At 34.2% G+C, this 18,218-nt stretch carries 14 protein-coding genes; 5 read left to right on the top strand and 9 right to left on the bottom strand.

Features of this window, described 5'->3' with window-relative positions:
* Positions 1–196: 196 nt before the first annotated feature.
* The 5 genes from NJT12_RS17585 to NJT12_RS17565 form a co-directional block, all read right to left on the bottom strand.
* Positions 197–577 carry a TraR/DksA family transcriptional regulator gene (locus NJT12_RS17585; RefSeq protein ID WP_072964239.1) on the bottom strand — a complete coding sequence of 127 codons (381 nt, stop codon included), beginning with the start codon at positions 575–577 and terminating at the stop codon, positions 197–199.
* 10 nt (positions 578–587) lie between these two features.
* Positions 588–3,989 (bottom strand): isoleucine--tRNA ligase, encoded by a 3,402-nt coding sequence (gene ileS, locus NJT12_RS17580; protein ID WP_271337235.1) that lies wholly within the window; start codon positions 3,987–3,989, stop codon positions 588–590.
* Positions 3,990–4,220: 231 nt separating this feature from the next.
* Complete coding sequence (recO, locus tag NJT12_RS17575) at positions 4,221–4,934, bottom strand: DNA repair protein RecO (protein ID WP_271337234.1); 714 nt, start codon at positions 4,932–4,934, stop codon at positions 4,221–4,223.
* A gap of 233 nt (positions 4,935–5,167) precedes the next feature.
* On the bottom strand, positions 5,168–6,511 hold the full coding sequence (gene gdhA / locus NJT12_RS17570; RefSeq protein ID WP_271337233.1) for an NADP-specific glutamate dehydrogenase: 1,344 nt from the start codon (positions 6,509–6,511) through the stop codon (positions 5,168–5,170).
* A 285-nt stretch (positions 6,512–6,796) separates the two neighbouring features.
* Entirely contained in the window at positions 6,797–7,939 is a 1,143-nt protein-coding gene (locus tag NJT12_RS17565; RefSeq protein WP_271337232.1) for a cystathionine gamma-synthase, read from the bottom strand.
* Positions 7,940–8,044: 105 nt separating this feature from the next.
* Here NJT12_RS17565 and NJT12_RS17560 point away from each other — a divergent pair, with 105 nt between their 5' ends.
* Complete coding sequence (locus NJT12_RS17560) at positions 8,045–8,788, top strand: DUF3298 and DUF4163 domain-containing protein (RefSeq protein ID WP_271337231.1); 744 nt, start codon at positions 8,045–8,047, stop codon at positions 8,786–8,788.
* Positions 8,789–9,326: 538 nt separating this feature from the next.
* Here the strand turns inward: NJT12_RS17560 and NJT12_RS17555 are convergent.
* The 4 genes from NJT12_RS17555 to NJT12_RS17540 form a co-directional block, all read right to left on the bottom strand.
* Positions 9,327–10,478 carry an ATP-binding protein gene (locus NJT12_RS17555; protein ID WP_271337230.1) on the bottom strand — a complete coding sequence of 384 codons (1,152 nt, stop codon included), beginning with the start codon at positions 10,476–10,478 and terminating at the stop codon, positions 9,327–9,329.
* Between the two features lie 305 nt (positions 10,479–10,783).
* On the bottom strand, positions 10,784–11,536 hold the full coding sequence (locus NJT12_RS17550) for an SDR family NAD(P)-dependent oxidoreductase (protein ID WP_271337229.1): 753 nt from the start codon (positions 11,534–11,536) through the stop codon (positions 10,784–10,786).
* 217 nt (positions 11,537–11,753) lie between these two features.
* Positions 11,754–12,260, bottom strand: a complete 507-nt coding sequence (locus NJT12_RS17545) for a GNAT family N-acetyltransferase (protein WP_271337228.1) — start codon at positions 12,258–12,260, stop codon at positions 11,754–11,756.
* 15 nt (positions 12,261–12,275) lie between these two features.
* The gene (locus NJT12_RS17540) at positions 12,276–13,151 is read right to left on the bottom strand and encodes an aldo/keto reductase (RefSeq protein WP_271337227.1); all 876 of its coding nucleotides are present in this window, start codon (positions 13,149–13,151) and stop codon (positions 12,276–12,278) included.
* 223 nt (positions 13,152–13,374) lie between these two features.
* Here NJT12_RS17540 and NJT12_RS17535 point away from each other — a divergent pair, with 223 nt between their 5' ends.
* From NJT12_RS17535 to NJT12_RS17520, 4 genes are all read left to right on the top strand, one after another.
* Positions 13,375–14,379, top strand: a complete 1,005-nt coding sequence (locus NJT12_RS17535) for an AAA family ATPase (protein ID WP_072964260.1) — start codon at positions 13,375–13,377, stop codon at positions 14,377–14,379.
* 80 nt (positions 14,380–14,459) lie between these two features.
* Positions 14,460–15,323, top strand: a complete 864-nt coding sequence (locus NJT12_RS17530) for a DUF58 domain-containing protein (protein WP_271337226.1) — start codon at positions 14,460–14,462, stop codon at positions 15,321–15,323.
* Between the two features lie 146 nt (positions 15,324–15,469).
* Positions 15,470–17,104, top strand: coding sequence for a hypothetical protein (locus NJT12_RS17525; RefSeq protein WP_271337225.1), 1,635 nt, complete (start codon positions 15,470–15,472; stop codon positions 17,102–17,104).
* Positions 17,104–18,105, top strand: coding sequence for a vWA domain-containing protein (locus tag NJT12_RS17520; RefSeq protein WP_271337224.1), 1,002 nt, complete (start codon positions 17,104–17,106; stop codon positions 18,103–18,105). The genes NJT12_RS17525 and NJT12_RS17520 overlap by 1 nt, the downstream gene beginning before the upstream one ends.
* Positions 18,106–18,218: the final 113 nt, after the last annotated feature.

The following is an 18,218-nucleotide window of genomic DNA, read 5'->3' as shown; positions in this document are numbered from 1 at the left end:
CAAACAATCTTCGCCCCAAATCGAATGCTTTTACTTCTTACAAAAAAAAGCGGATACAATTTCGACTTCTTTTTAGAAATTGCAATTAAATTCTTTCAAAAGCCTTACAGCTATCCATAAACACATTTTCGTAAAACATTAAACAAAACAAAAAAAAAACGCCCCTAAAAGGAGCGCTTATTTTATTAAGTATTTATTATCGTTGCAAGTTTTTCGCTTCGATACTCATTGTAGCATGAGGAACGATTTTTAGCCTTTCTTTGCCAATTAACTTTCCTGTTACTTTACAAATACCGTATGTTTTATTTTCAACACGGAATAATGCATTTTTCAGATCGCGTATAAACTTTTCCTGTCTGATAGCCAACTGTGAGTTTGCTTCTTTTGACATTGTTTCGCTTCCTTCTTCAAATGCTTTAAAAGTTGGAGAAGTATCATCTGTTCCGTTATTCAAATCATTCATATAAGCACTTTTTATTAAATCCAGATCGGCTTGTGCTTTTTGTATTTTATTTTGAATTATTTCTTTGAACTCAGCTAAATCAGCATCAGAGTATCTTGTAATTTCATCTGTCATGGTATTTATATTATTTTGAAATTAATATCATTGTTTTTATATCATCGAATTCAATTTCTGTGCCGTTTTCTAATGCATCCACAAAAACCAATTCATCTGTTAATGTCTCAGACTTTATATAGTCTATATTTTTCAGAATTGCTTCTTCTAAAATACCGCTTCTTTTTATTTGAACTTTAATTTTATCAGTAACCTCAAATCCAGAATCTTTACGGATATTTTGAATTCTGTTTACCAACTCTCTTGCGATTCCTTCGTTTTTCAATTCTCCAGAGATTGTGATATCAAGCGCAACTGTTATTCCGTTTGAATTTGCAACCAACCAGCCTTCGATATCCTGAGATGTTATTTCGACATCTTCTAATGATAAAGTTACACTATTTCCAGCAATAACAATGTCTAACGTGCCTTGCTTGTCTAATTGATTAATCTGATCTGCAGAAAAAGATTGTATCTCTTTGGAAATCAACCCCATATCTTTACCAAAACGAGGACCTAACGCTTTAAAATTAGGCTTAATTTGTTTTACCAGTATATCTGAATCATCCTCTAAAAGTATGATTTCCTTAACGTTTACCTCCGCTTTTATAAGCTCAGAAATTGCCTGAATTTCGGCTCTTTGATTTTCATCAAGTACCGGAATCATTACCTTTTGCAAAGGTTGACGCACCTTAATCATTTCCTTTTTACGAAGCGATAAAACAAGAGATGAGATGGTTTGCGCCTTCTGCATTTTGCTTTCTAACGTTTTATTAACAAAGTTTTCGACAAATTTTGGGAACTGAGCCAAGTGAACACTGCTATATTGCTCGGTTCCTGTAGAAGTCGTTAAATCACGGTATAATTTATCCATGAAAAAAGGAGCGATCGGAGCGCTTAATTTACTGATCGTTAACAGACAAGTATAAAGCGTTTGATAAGCTGCAATTTTATCGTGGGCATATTCTCCTTTCCAGAAACGACGACGACATAAACGAACATACCAGTTACTCAGGTTTTCCTGAACAAAGTCAGAAATTGCTCTTGCTGCTTTGGTAGGCTCATAATCCGCATAACATTCATCAACAAATTTTATTAATGTATGCAATTCAGATATAATCCATTGATCGATTTCAGGTCTTTCGTTTAACGGTATTTCCGCTTCAGCGTATTTAAATCCATCGATATTGGCATATAACGAAAAGAATGAATAGGTGTTGTATAATGTTCCGAAGAATTTACGACGTACCTCAGCAATTCCTTCAAGATCAAATTTTAAGTTATCCCAAGGATTTGCATTCATAATCATGTACCAACGTGTGGCATCAGGACCGTATTCTGCAATGGTTTTAAAAGGATCAATTGTATTCCCTTTACTCTTAGACATCTTAATTCCGTCTTTATCTAAAACCAAACCATTCGAAACTACATTTTTATACGCTACTTTATCAAAAACCAATGTTCCGATTGCGTGCAATGTATAAAACCAGCCACGAGTCTGATCTACACCTTCTGCAATAAAATCAGCAGGAAAATCTTTATTCTCGTCAATTTTGTCTTTATTCTCGAAAGGATAATGCCATTGTGCATAAGGCATTGCTCCAGAATCGAACCAAACATCAATTAAATCGCTTTCGCGTTTCATTGGCTGGCCGGAAGCCGAAACTAAAGTAATTTGATCGACTACATTTTTATGCAGATCCACTAAATCATAATTAGATTCAGACATATTTCCGATCTCGAAACCTTTAAACGGATTTTCTTTTTGAAAACCTGCTTCAATAGATTTTTCAATCGCATTGTACAATTCTTCAACAGAACCAATAAGAACTTCTTCTTTTTTATCTTCTGTTCTCCAAATTGGCAACGGAATGCCCCAATATCTAGAACGAGATAAGTTCCAGTCGTTGGCATTTTTCAACCAATTCCCAAAACGTCCTTCACCAGTAGACTTAGGCTTCCAATTGATAGTTTCGTTCAGGTCGAACATTCTATCTTTTACATCGGTTACTTTTATGAACCAGGAGTCTAGCGGATAATATAATAACGGCTCGTCAGTTCTCCAGCTGTGTGGATAACTGTGTACGTATTTCTCAACCTTAAAGGCTTTATTCTCTTCTTTTAATCGAATAGCAATTTCTACATCTACAGAACGCTCCGGAGCTTGTCCTGCATCATAATATTCGTTCTTGACGTATTTACCGGCAAGATCTCCTAAATGCGAAGTGAATTTTCCTTGTAAATCGACCAAAGGAACTGCCGTTCCGGTTTCGTCTAAAACTAACATTGGCGGAATTTCCGGCTTTGCTTCTTTTGCTACTTTAGCATCATCAGCACCAAAAGTTGGAGCAGTATGAACAATTCCGGTTCCGTCTTCTGTAGTTACAAAATCTCCGGCGATTACTCTAAATGCATTTTCAGCATTTTGATAAGGCAATACATATGGCAATAATTGTTCGTAACGAATCTCGACTAGATCTAAACCTTTTCCTTCTGCCAGAATTTTGTACGGAAGTTTTTTATCACCTTCTTTTACATTAATAAAGTCAGCATCGTCTTCACTTGCAAAAAATCCTTTCCCAAATTGTTTACCAACTAAATTTTTAGCTAAAACAACATTGATTGGTTCGAAAGTGTATTGATTGAATGTTTTTACTAAAACGTAGTCAATTCTTGGACCAACTGTCAATGCAGTATTCGACGGCAATGTCCATGGAGTTGTCGTCCAGGCCAAGATGTGAATATCTCCAAAACCTTGTAAAAATGAAGGCAATGTTTCCGGCAATGTTTTAAACTGTGCTACAATTGTAGTATCTGTAACATCACGATATGCTCCAGGCTGATTTACTTCATGAGAAGACAATCCTGTTCCTGCTTTAGGAGAATATGGCTGAATTGTGTATCCTTTGTACAACAAACCTTTATCATAGATTTGTTTCAAAAGCCACCAAACAGACTCCATATATTTAGGTTTGTAGGTAACATATGGATCTTCCATATCTACCCAATATCCCATTTTTTCGGTCAGGTCATTCCACACGTCAGTATAACGCATTACGGTTTTTTTACACGCTTCGTTATATTCTTCGACAGAAATTGTTTTACCAATATCCTCTTTTGTAATTCCAAGTTCTTTCTCGGTACCTAATTCTACTGGCAATCCGTGAGTATCCCAACCGGCTTTTCTTTTTACCTGAAAACCTTTTTGAGTTTTATATCTGCAAAAAATATCTTTAATCGCACGTGCCATCACGTGGTGAATTCCCGGTAATCCGTTTGCTGAAGGCGGACCTTCAAAAAATACGAAAGGCTCTGCACCTTCGCGAGTAGTTACACTCTTTTCAAATATATTTTCTTCCTTCCAAAAATCAAGTACTTCTGACGCTACCGCTGGCAAGTCAAGTCCTTTGTATTCAGTAAATTTTGTGCTCATTTTATCCTTTTCTTAAACGAGGTGCGAAAGTAAGGAATTTTGGATTATTGACCATCAATTTCTTGAAATTTCACAAACTTTTGTTGAGATAATTGGTACAAAAACATAAGAATTGATTAGTTTCCGGTACTAATCTCAAAAAACCGAGTTAATAATCCAGAAACCAATCAATTCTAAATATTATTTTTTATATAAAAAAAGTCTTTTTAAATCTCACTAAAGCATGAGTTATTAAGAAAATATTTCTTTCAAAACATCAAGGGATTTTGGCCTTTTAAAGCCATCTAAATGAAAACTGTAATAATCAATCAGAATTTTTAATAAAATCTGTCTCTCGATGACATGAAAGACTTTTTGGGCGTTATCAAATTTCAAATCTATTAGTTTTTTAAACAAATTTGTTTCGTGTTCCGTAAGCGCACTCAAACCATGAAAGTGCGTAAAAACACCATCGTTCATTTCAAAATATGGCAAATCAATGTCTGATGTATCAGGATAAAAACCCAAATATTTTGTTATTTCTAAAAGTAAAATCAAATGAAAATTAGAAATTTCATCATGATGATCCAACCAGGTTAAAGCTGTTTCTAAAAAAACAAAAAGTGACTCATTTTTTTCTTCTTCCTGAATGGAGTAATGCAGCATTTCTGATAAAAACATCACCATTGTGCTTTTTACAATATCAGTATGAATGCTCTGAAAAGGGACTGCTGTTTTTATTTCTTTGAAATTTTCTAACGTGCCCTTATTTTTATGCACGGCTTCGATTTCGAGAATTGATAATGGCTGAAAATAAGCAATTTTCTGACTGGCTTTCCGACTCGAAAAAGCATCACGTACAAAATACGTTTTCAAGCCGTTTGAAAGCGTAAAACATTTTACAATCAAACTTTTCTCCTGAAATTTTAATGACGAGATTACTATTGCTTTGGTTTTTACTAACAAAATAAGATTTTAAATATTATTCACGAAGTTACTTTAACCTTTGAACATAAGGACAAAATAAACACGATTTTCACTAATTGTCATTAATTAGTTGCTGAAATTAATTCCACCAACCCGATTAACATAATTAAATTTTGGGCAAATTCGTAAAATCTGTGCTTTTAAAAACAAAGATGCCTTCACACATCTTTTAAAAAGATAAATGAAGGCATCTTAAAATCTTCGGTTAAAATTTATACTACGCCCTGAGCAAGCATAGCATCTGCAACTTTAACAAATCCTGCAATATTAGCTCCTTTTACGTAGTCAATATATCCTGATTTATCTGAACCGTATTTTACACATGAAGCATGAATTGCTAACATGATTTCTTTTAATCTTTGATCAACTTTTTCAGAACTCCAGCTTAAACGCAAAGAATTCTGTGACATTTCAAGTCCTGAAGTTGCAACACCTCCGGCATTAGAAGCTTTTCCTGGAGCAAATAAAATTTTAGCATTTACAAAAGCGGTAACTGCTTCTGGCGTAGATGGCATATTAGCTCCTTCTGCAACAGCAATACATCCGTTAGCAACTAAAGTTTTAGCTTCATCACCATCTAATTCATTTTGAGTAGCGCAAGGCAAAGCAACATCACATTTTACTTCCCAAGGACGTTTTCCTTCTACATATTTTGCATTAGGATATTTCGATACATACTCACTGATTCTTCCTCTCAATTCATTTTTAAGCTCCATTACAAAAGCTAATTTCTCAGCATCAATTCCGTCTGCATCATAGATATATCCATTAGAATCAGAAAGAGTAACTACTTTTGCGCCTAATTCGTTGGCTTTTTCTACTGCATATTGCGAAACATTTCCTGAACCGGAAACAACAACCGTTTTCCCCTTAAAACTATCTCCTTTTGTCTCCAGCATGCTCTGAGCAAAATAAACTGTTCCGTATCCTGTAGCCTCTGGACGTATTAACGATCCTCCGTATTGAATTCCTTTTCCTGTCAGAACTCCGGTAAACTCATTTCTTAATCTTTTGTACTGACCAAATAAATAACCAATTTCACGACCACCTACTCCAATATCACCTGCAGGAACATCAGTATTATCACCAATATGTCTTGAAAGCTCTGTCATAAAACTTTGACAGAATTTCATGATTTCATTATCTGATTTTCCTTTTGGATCAAAATCAGAACCACCTTTTCCACCACCCATTGGTAATGTTGTTAAACTATTTTTGAAAGTTTGCTCGAAAGCTAAAAACTTTAAAATGCTTAAATTAACTGATGGATGAAAACGCAAACCGCCTTTATAAGGTCCTATGGCAGAGTTCATTTGAATTCTATATCCTCTGTTTACCTGAATTTCGCCTTTATCGCTTAACCAGTTTACTCTAAACATGATAACACGTTCAGGCTCAACCATACGCTCTAAAAGCATTTTATTCTGATATTTTTTATTTTCTTCAATAAAAGGAATTACCGTTTCGGCAACTTCTAAAACTGCTTGTAAAAACTCTGATTCATTCGGGTTTTTTTCGCTAACCGAATCCATAAAAGCGGCAATACTTTGTGACATGATTATTAGATTATTAATATTTAAGAAAACGTTTTCGTTAATGGCAAATGTACTCTAAATTGATATTTACTAAAAAAAAATTAAACATCAATTACAACTTTTGTCTATAATATGACTTATCTGAAATATCTACGTTTCAGGTTCGCTAATTTACAGTAATTTGACACTGTTATATTCATTATTTTAATATTTTTAATAAAAATTCATTAATCGGACTTTGTATTAAGAATTATTAGTAAAAATAAACAGAAAGCCCCAATTCTTTAGAGTTGGGGCTTTCTGTTTTTATGCAAGAGCTTGCTCAATATCTGCAATTAAATCTTCAGCATCTTCGATACCAACACTTAATCGAACCAAATCGTCAGTAATACCAACTTCAGCTCTTTTTTCTGCCGGAATAGAAGCATGTGTCATTAAAGCCGGATGATTGGCCAACGATTCAACTCCGCCTAAAGATTCCGCCAAAGTAAATACTTTCAACTTTTCTAAAAATGCAATAGAATCTTCTTTTTTACCTGATTTAAAAGTAAAAGAAACCATTCCGCCAAAAGCTTTCATTTGCTTTTTAGCAATTTCATGAAACGGATGGCTTTTTAAACCCGGGTAATAAACTGTATTTATTTTAGGGTGATTGCTTAAATATTCTACTACTTTTTCTCCGTTTTCGCAATGTCTTTGCACTCGTAACGAAAGTGTCTTGATCCCTCTTAAAACCAAAAAACTATCCATTGGTCCAAGTGTTGCGCCAGTTGCAAATTGCTGAAAATGCAATTGTTCTCCTAAAGCCTCGTCTTTTACAATCAAAGCTCCGGCGATAACATCAGAGTGTCCTCCTAAATATTTTGTAGCAGAATGCATTACAATATCAGCTCCCAAATCAAGTGGTTTTTGCAAATATGGTGTTGCAAATGTATTATCAACAGCAAATAAAATATTATTCGCTTTAGTAATTTTTGCTACTTCCTGAATATCTGCTAATTTCATTAACGGATTTGTAGGTGTTTCAACCCAAATCAATTTCGTATTTTCGTTAATCAAGGATTTCAATTTCTCGATATCTGTCATATCAACAAAATGAAATTTAATTCCTGAATCTTTATAAATGCGTGAGAACATTCTATATGTTCCACCGTATAAATCATCCATCGCAATGATTTCGTCACCAGCTTTAAACGATCTTAAAACACAATCTGTCGCTGCTAAACCTGATGAAAAAGCCAATCCCCGAGTACCATTTTCAATACTTGCCAAAGCATTTTCTAAAGCCGTACGAGTTGGGTTCGACGCCCTGCTATACTCATAATCCGCCAAAGGTTTTCCCGGACTTGTTTGTATAAAAGTTGAAGTTTGATATACCGGAGGCATAACAGCTCCTGTACTTGGATCATGATGTTGACCGCCATGTATAACTTTAGTATTGAATTTCATAATGTTACAAATTTTAAATGCTTAAACGTGGTACAAATTTACCGTTTAATTTATTTTAATCCTGATACAACTTCTTACCTTTGTATATAATTAACACTTTTTGATATGAAACATTATATTTTATCAGCCTTTTTGTTTTTAGTACTCACAAGTTGCCACAAAGAGCTTGCATTTGAAAATGAGACATTTGAAAAAGAATCTACAATTACTTGTAAAAAAGATTGCCCAAAAATTACTATCTCAGTTCCTGTCGCCAAAAATGTTCCTATAGTTGCTGACAGCATCAACAAAAAAGTGTTTTCGGTTATAAAAGAGATTGTTTATTTTGAGGAAGATCCATCAAAAGCAAATGATTATAAAAGTCTGGCAGCCTCTTTTATTACTTCTTATGAAGAAATGCACAAAAAATTCCCTTCTGAAACTTTTGGCTGGGAAGGCAAAATAAAAGGAAACGTCGAATTTGAATCCGATCAGATTATCAATATAAAACTTGACCATTATACTTTTACCGGTGGCGCTCATGGTTATCAGGGTTTTCGATCTTTATTATTCGATCCTAAAACCGGGAAAACCATTTTTACCCATCAAATATTCAAAAACGAAAAAGAATTTAAAGCTTTCGCCGAAAAAGAATTCAGGGCGAAATATAAAATTCCAGAAAATTTAAATATTAATGCTACAGGATTAATGTTCGAAAATGACAAATTTCAATTACCTCAAAATATCTTTTATACCAATAAAGGTTTGCTTTTATATTACAACTCTTATGAAGCTGCTTCGTATGCAGATGGTGCAAAAGAGATTTTGTTTCCTTATGAAAAAGTGAGTAAGTATTTGAAGTATCAATAATTTATTTTTGACTTGAAATATCGATAATTTGGCTAAAGCCAATGAACACAACTCATTAATCATAATCTCCAGTTAAAGCGCAATGTCATTAAATCAAGCTTTTTTTTAAACAATTATGGCTAAAAAATTCGCGCAAAGTTGCAAAGGAAATGGATGTAACTTAGCGCCTTTGCGCAAGATCTATTCGACAAAAGAATCATAGATCTTCCCTTACTAATGACATTGAGCTTTAGCTGGAGGCAATTCAAAAAACGAAAACCCTTTATGTTAAACGCACTGCTGTGCGCCTCTACGATCAAACTCTACAGAAAACCTTTGCCACTTTGTAGCTTGAACCTCTGAACCTTAAAAAAAACCTTTGTATTAGACGCACTGCTGTGCGCCTCTACGATCAAACTCTATAGAAAACCTTTGCCACTTTGTAGCTTTGAACCTCTGAACCTTAAAAAACCCTTTGTATTAGACGCACTGCTGTGCGCCTCTACGATCAAACTCTACAGAAAACCTTTGCCACTTTGTAACTTTGAACCTCTGAACCTTATTTAGTCCCTTCCTGAAAATCATATTTCATTTTTCTAAGAATCCTCAACGCTTCTTTAAAAGATAAATAGATATTTCCAAAAGGTTTCAAAAGCAATTTAGCGTCAATCAGCTTTTGCTTGGCATCATCAAAACCATTTAAATAACAAATCATAAAAGTTGATGGAAGATTCTCCAGGTCTTTTAGTTCCCGTTCAGATAATGCAATACCTTTTTGCAGTTTTTGAAGCAATGCAGTATTTGCATTATAAATATGATACAACATTTTTCTATTGAATTCCGGTGGCTGAAAAAGCATTACCCGATCGATCTTATAATAACCGTTATCAAAAAAGTGAATTGTTTGTTTCTCTAAAGGATAAAAACTTGTTTTATCATTTAATCCAAGCGGAACATATTCGGTTATCGTAAAACTATCGTCGTCAAAAACAATCGTAACCACATCCTGAGCCGAATAAAAAAGTTTAATTTGTTCGTTGATCAATTCGATATCAACACGTGACAAAAAGGTTTTATCACGGGATTTATTAGAAACTCCCGCCCAGCAAATCACAAATAATTCTTTAAAAACATGATATTTAGGCGACATGTCTTTGTGCCTGAAATTCATAAAATCGATTACCCCATCAAGTGTATACTGAATACTATTGCGGGAACTATTCTCGATCCCAATTACGGTTTCAGTATTTTGATAATTTTTTTCAATTTCTCCTTCAACAGGAACAGAGTTGCTGCCGCGTCGTATAAAAACACTATTGGCCGGAGTTGTGTGAATTCCTTTTTTGAAATACGATATTTTGCTTTTGGGTTTAATGGTAACCAACCCTACTACCTTATCTTTTGGAAGATTCGGAAACGGCACATTTTCGTATTGAATTTTAGGCGGATTTTCCAGAAAAGCATTTACCAGATTCTGAATTCTGCTATCGTCGAAAAAGTCATCGCCAACAATTTCGTTATCATGATCTTCGACTCCAACCACGATATACGAATTATTAGTTGGGTTTGAATTCGACAACGCACAAATGTGTTTCAGAAACTTCCCCTTGCCTTCACGAGAATGCAAATTCAATTGCCTTTTTTTGTCATAAAAACTGCTCTCATCATTATGAGCAAGTAGATTTTTTATTAAAAGGCGTTTATTGATCATAGTTTAGTTTTTTTCTGCCACGAACTGCACTAATTTACATTAATTTTATTTATCCGAAACACTTTTAAATTTGTATTACTCCCAAATTTAAAACTTCAAAATAAAGCTCCAGCGGAGCGTTATATTTATAGCTAATAATACATGTCTATCAAGAAGCAAAGCTCCAGCGGAGCGATATCTGAGCACTGATTTATATAATATTTCACCCCGATGGGTTGATGTTTAATAAATTTAAAAAAATCTATAAATATGGCGTCCCGCTGGGACTATGATAATCATAATAAAAAATAGAAATAAATAATATTTTACACTCTCTTAACAATTGTCGACGATGCTTGTGCCGTACTCATCACTACTAAATCAGCAATGTTTACATGATACGGTCTTGAAACTACAAAATGAATAATGTCTGCAATATCTTCTGCCTGCAATGGATCAAAACCTTTATAAACATTCGAAGCCTTTTCTACATCTCCTTTAAAACGCACTTCGCTAAATTCTGTCGCTACCATTCCGGGATGAATTGCTCCAACACGAATATTAAAAGGATTTAAATCAATTCGCATTCCGGCAGTTATAGCATCAACTGCATGTTTTGTACCGCAATACACATTTCCGTTTGGGTAAACTTCTTTGGCCGCCGTTGAACCTATATTAATAATATGTCCGGACTTTCTTTCTGTCATTTTCGGAATCACTGCTTTTGAAACATACAAAAGCCCTTTTACATTGATATCAATCATAGCATCCCAATCGTCTAAATCTCCTGTCTGAATCGGATCTAAACCATGGGCATTTCCGGCATTATTGATCAAAATATCAATATCTGAAAATGCAGCAGGAAGAGAATCAATTTTTTCAAGAACATCTTTTTTATCGCGAACATCAAATGATAAAGAATGTACTTCTGTAAAAGCCGAAAGCTCTTTTTCAAGCTCCACTAAGCGGTCTTTACGTCTTCCGCAAAGCACAACTTTATAATTATTCTTAGCCATTATTTGTGCGGTTGCTTTCCCAATTCCGCTTGTAGCTCCAGTAATCAAAACTGTTTTTTTCATTGTAAATATTATTTTTAACACATAGATACATAGTTTAAAGCTTAAAAAAGGCGTTTTACTTTGCATGAATTCATCGCTATGTAAAAATGATTTATCATCTATTTTTACCTTATTCAAAACAATAAAAATCTATGATTCTATGTGTTTATTTATTTTGCCACAGATTAAATGGATTAAAATGATTTTATAATCCATTTAATCTGTGGCATAAAAATTTTTAATCTTTCCTGATCCAATTATCTAAATCCAACTGCATATTGAGAGCTGTCCAGGTTTCACTATCCATTTCCCGAACAAATTTTTTATCCCTATTAATAACAAAACCAATCTTTTCATAGCATTTGATGGCACTCGTATTAAAGTCAAAAACATTGAGCTCAACATTTCTCTGCTTACTATTTTCAAGAATAAATTCCAGAAGCAAAGTCAGGATTTGTTTCCCAATTCCTTTTCCCCGAAGCAATTCATCCATAATCAGAATCTTTCCCAGATTTGCAAACTTGTCTTTAAAACAAATTTGACAATGTCCGATAGTCGAATCATTAGAAACATTTACAACCCTAAAAGCAATCCTGTTTTTATCAGAAAGCGATCTCTCTATTTGTTCTTCTGTTAAAGGAAAAGTGAATTCCGGTCCTGCAAATTGCATCAATTCACGGGCATCCTTAATACTATTGATTAATTGTGAATAGTCTTTTGTATCGAATTTTTCTAATCGTATCATTTCAGAATGTACTATTTAAGGCACATCATCTCCCATACTTTCTGTCCAGACAGCAAACCAGTCTTCTTTATCCATTTCTAATTCTACAGCTTTCATAAGCGATTGAATTCTGGCAATATTTACTGTTCCCGCAATTGGAGCTACTCCTGAAGGATGTTTTAAGATCCAGGCTAACAAAAGCGTATCAGAACCGAAACCATATTTCTGAACCAAATCAGACAATAATTTTTTCAAACGACGTGTTTGTTTGGTATCTTCTCTAAAAACAGTTCCAAGAGGATTCCATGACAATGGTCGGATTCCGTGTGTTTGCATATAATCTAAGCTTCCATCTGTCATTGGCTCATAATGTGTAGCCGAAAATTGCACCTGATTGTAACTTACTTCTGTTTTCTGACGAATCAATTCCGTTTGAGAACTCGTAAAATTCGAAAGTCCAAAATCAATAATTTTTCCTTCTGCTTTTAATTGTTCTACTGCCTCTGCAATTTCATCGGCCTGCATTAAAGGACTAGGTCTGTGCAATAAAAAAACATCAACATAATCTGTTTTCAGTTTTTTTAGTGATTCCTCAACAGACCAAATAATATATTCTTTAGAATAATCGTAATGTTTGATTTTGTTTTCCGGGCGTTTTTCAGCAATCATCTGAATTCCGCATTTAGTAATTAATTGTAATTTCTCTCTCGGGATTTTGCTGTTATGAAATGCTTTTCCAAAATCAGCTTCTGTGGTATAAGATCCGTAAATGTCTGCGTGATCAAAAGTTGTAATTTTGTTTTCGATACATAGCTGTATCAGATTCTCCATTTCTTTAGTTGTAAGGTTTTTATCCCAAACTCCCCAATTCATAGTGCCCGAAATTATGGGCGATAATGCTGTTTTACTCATGGTTGTATTGCGTTATTTTTGGTAATAAATATGCTTTTCTGAAGCATAATCATCAAAGTTCTTAAAAATATAAAAATAGATTCACAATTAGTCCTTAAAATTAGGTCGTTGGTCGAAGTTTTAACCATTCTTTAACATCTTACTTCTCAAAAAATATTCAATTTGCACTCTCAAAAGTAAGGCATAAAAATCAAGGTTTTAAAAAGGTTTTAAAAATATTCATATGGAAGAAAATACAACGACTTTAGACATTAGAGCGATAAATGAAAAAATTGAAAGAGAAAGTGCTTTTATAGACCTTCTTACAATGGAAATGAACAAAGTTATTGTGGGCCAGAAACATATGGTCGAGCGTTTACTAATTGGACTTCTGGGACAAGGGCACATTTTGCTTGAAGGTGTTCCGGGATTAGCCAAAACTTTAGCGATAAATACTTTGTCGCAAGCAGTGCAGGGTTCATTCAGCCGTATTCAGTTTACTCCCGACTTATTACCTGCCGATGTAGTTGGTACGATGATTTACAACATCAAAGCAAATGAGTTTTCGATTAAAAAAGGACCAATCTTCGCTAATTTCGTCCTTGCCGATGAGATTAACCGTGCTCCGGCAAAGGTTCAGTCGGCACTTTTGGAGGCGATGCAGGAAAAACAAGTAACAATTGGCGACACAACTTTCAAACTTGATCGTCCGTTTTTAGTATTGGCAACTCAAAATCCTGTTGAGCAAGAAGGAACATACCAACTTCCGGAAGCGCAAGTCGATCGTTTTATGCTTAAAACCGTAATTGATTACCCAAAAATTGACGAAGAGCGTTTTGTAATTCGTCAAAACTTAAAAGGATCTTACGAAAAAGTAAATGCAGTAGTTTCTGTAGAGCAAATTTTACGTGCTCAGGAAGCGGTTCGTGAAGTTTACATGGACGAAAAAATCGAAAAATATATCTTAGACATCATATTTGCTACTCGTTACCCAGAGAAGTACAAACTTGCGGACTTAAAACCTCTTATTAGTTTTGGAGCATCACCACGTGGAAGTATCAATTTAGCTGTTGCAGCAAAATGTTACGCTTTTATCAAACGTCGTGGATATGTAATTCCGGAAGATGTTCGTGCTGTTGTACATGATGTTCTACGTCACAGAGTTGGAATCACGTATGAGGCTGAAGCTGAAAACATTACTTCTGTAGACATTATCAACAAAATCGTAAACGAGATTGAAGTACCTTAAAAATTTGTTTAATGTTTCAAGTTTCAGGTTGTTGTAAAGCAAACTTGAAACTTGAAACTTCTAAACTTTAAACAAATAAAATGGATACAAAAGAGCTTTTAAAAAAAGTACGGAAAATAGAAATCAAAACCAAAAGACTGAGTAATCATATCTTTTCGGGAGAATACCACTCTTCATTCAAAGGGCGCGGGATGACTTTTAGTGAAGTACGTCAATACCAATACGGCGATGATATTCGTAACATCGATTGGAATGTAACTGCACGCTACAACGAAGCCCACGTAAAAGTTTTTGAAGAAGAACGTGAATTGACCATGATGTTAATGGTAGATATCTCGGGTTCAGAAGGTTTTGGTTCAAAAAGTCAATTCAAGAAAGACATCGTCACCGAAATTGCGGCAACGATGGCTTTTTCGGCTACACAAAATAATGACAAAATTGGTTTAATATTATTTTCTGATAATGTAGAATTGTATATTCCGCCAAAAAAAGGCCGTTCACACGTTTTAAGAATCATTCGTGAATTGATCGAATTCGAACCAAAAAGTCAAAAAACAGATGTTGGAGCTGCTTTAAAATTTTTATCAGGAACTCAGAAAAAGAAAGCAATCGTTTTTGTTATTTCTGATTTCATGTCTGAAAATTATGAGCAAACCTTAAAAATTGCTTCCAAAAAACACGATATTACCGGAGTTCGCGTATATGACATTCGTGAAGAGAAAATCCCGAATTTAGGGATGGTTACGATGCTTGATGCCGAAACTGGGAAAATTCAACTGGTCGACACAGGTTCAAAAACGGTGCGAATGAATTACGAAAAACATTATCACGACAGAGTGAATTATTTCAAAGAAATATTCAGTAAATCTGGCGCCGGCGTCGTAAACACAAGAGTTGACGAGAATTATGTGACTAAATTGTTGGGATATTTCAAATCAAGATAATTTTAGATTTCTTAGACTTCTTAGATTGTTAGAATATTAGATTTTAAAAATATAAATATCCAAAAATAAAATCCGCTTGAATCCGCGTCATCCGCGTGCCAATTAAGCATTCATTTTAGAATAAAATCTGAAATTAAAAAAATCAAATGAAATTAAAGTTTTACATCTTTTTATTTTTACTTTCCTCAGCTATTTTTGCCCAGCAAAAACAAGTAGAGACGAGCATTGATACTACAAAAAATAAAATTGGAGCCGAATTTAAGCTTACGCTTAAAACGGTTGTCAGCTCTAAATCTAAAGTTGTTTTTCCTAAACTAAAAACCATTGGTCAGTTAGAAGTAATTCAATCATATCCAATTGATACGGTTAAAAAGAATGACACTTATGAGCTGATCAAAAAATATGGTTTAACGCAATTTGATTCCGGAAAATACACTATTCCAAGTATTAAGATTCTGATTGACAAAAAGCCATATCTAACTGATTCTATTCGTGTTGAAGTTGCCAGTGTAAAAGTGGACACGCTACAGCAAAAAATGTATGATATTAAAGATATTACGTCACCAGATACTGGTCTTGGCGATTGGTGGAAATACATTTTAGCTTTGATCGTAATTTTAGGAATTGGGGCTTTTGTATACTGGTACGTTAAAAAACATCAAAAGAAAAAAATTGAAGAAGAAGTTTATAAAACTCCTATCGAAAAAGCCACAAGTTTATTGAATAATCTGGAGCAAAAAGAACTTGTTCAAAAAGGAGAGATTAAGGAATACTATAGTGAACTAACAGATATTGCCCGTAATTATATTGAAGAAGCGATTCATATTCCGGCAATGGAAAGCACCACTTCTGAATTGATCCAGGCGATCAGGAATGCTTCTACTAAAAAGAAGATGACGTTAACTCCTGAAACTGTTGAGAATTTAGAGCGTGTTTTACGTCAGGCCGATTTGGTGAAATTTGCAAAATCTAAACCTTTAGAATTTGAAATTACTGAAGACCGAAATAAAATCCAGAAAGTAATTTTAACGCTTGATAACGCAATCCCAACTGAAGTTCCGGCTGAAGAAGAAGATCAGTTATTAAATGAAGCGCAGAAACAAAAGCAGATTAAACTTCAATTATTAAAAAAACGCAACAAACGTATTGCCATTGCTGTGGGAACAGTTTTGTTTTTAATAATTGCTACAACTGTATTCTTTATAGCGACTAAAGGCTTTAAGGTTGTAAAAGACAATGTTTTGGGTAATGCATCAAAAGAATTACTAGAAGGTCAATGGGTAAAAAGTGAATACGGAAATCCGGGTGTTCTAATTGAAACTCCAAAGGTTTTAAAACGAATGGACACTCAAAAAGTACTTCCAAAAGAAACTATGGCTTTAATAAAAGAGATGCAGCTTTTTGCTTACGGAAGCATGGTCGATAATTTCTTTGTAACGGTTTCTACAAGTAAATTTAAAACACCAACTGAAATAGATTTAGCAAAAGCTTTAGAAGGTTCCATAAAAATTATTGAATCTCAGGGCGGGCAAAATATAATTGTAAAACAAGAAGATTTCCAGACAGGTCAAGGTATTCAGGGAGTAAAAGGTTATGGAACAATGACGATTTTAAACCCGGTTGACAAAACAAGTACAAGGGCTTACTATGAACTATTACTGTTTAAACAAGATCAGGGATTACAACAAATTTTGATTATACACGAAGAAGGCGATACCTATGCCAATGATATTACGACTAGAATTTTAAATTCTGTTGAACTTAGAAAAGCGAGCAACTGATGAATAAAATAACTTTTTTAAATCCAGAATTTTTTTGGTTGTTTCTATTAATTCCAATTGCAATCGCTTGGTTTTTCTGGAAGCGCAACCAGCAATCGGCTACCTTAAAGATGAGTTCGACTCAGGGTTTCAAAAACAGCGAATCGTTGTTAACAAAATTAAAACCTTCTTTGTACGTTTTCAGGATTTTGGGACTAAGCTCTTTAATTATTGCATTGGCAAGACCAAGAACCGTTGATATTAGCAGTCAGACTAAAACAACAAAAGGTATTGATATTGTTTTGGCAATTGACGTTTCAGGAAGTATGCTGGCGAAAGATTTAAAGCCAAACCGTATGGAAGCTTTAAAAAGAGTAGCAGCAGATTTTGTTGGAGAACGACCTAATGACAGAGTTGGATTAGTTTTGTATGCTTCTGAAGCGTATACCAAAACTCCAGTTACAAGTGATAAAGCAATTATTCTTGAAGCTATAAAAGGAATTAAATACGATACAGTTCTACAAGACGGAACCGGAATTGGGATGGGACTTGCAACAGCTGTAAACCGTCTTAAAGACAGTAAAGCAAAAAGCAGGGTTATTATTTTGATGACGGATGGTGTAAATAATGCTGGTTTTATTGAACCGGAAACAGCATCAGACATCGCAAAACAATACGGCATAAAAGTCTACACCATTGGGATTGGTACAAACGGAATGGCAGAATCTCCATACGCTTACGCTCCAAACGGTGGATTTTTATATAAAATGCAAAAAGTAGAAATCGACGAACAATTAATGAAGAATATTGCTCGTAAAACTGATGGAACTTATTTTAGAGCAACCAGTAATGATAAATTAGCTGAAATATACAATGCTATTAATAAATTAGAAACCACTGAAATCCAGGAATTAAAATTCTACGATTACGACGAAAAATACAGAGGTTTTGTTTTACTGGCAGTCTTTTTATTATTATTGGAAGTTGGCTTAAGAAATACCGTTTACAGAAGCTTTATTTAATTTTTTCAAAATTAAAAAATTCCAATTTTAGAAATTCCAAATAACAATTGGAATTTGGAATTAGCTTTTTAGACAAACAACAGAAATTGGAATTTGGAATTTATCCCGAAATT

Source organism: Flavobacterium azizsancarii (assembly GCF_027980145.1).
GTDB lineage: Bacteria > Bacteroidota > Bacteroidia > Flavobacteriales > Flavobacteriaceae > Flavobacterium > Flavobacterium azizsancarii.
Note: the sequence above shows the minus strand (reverse complement) of the source record. Positions and strands in the feature narration are given on the sequence as shown.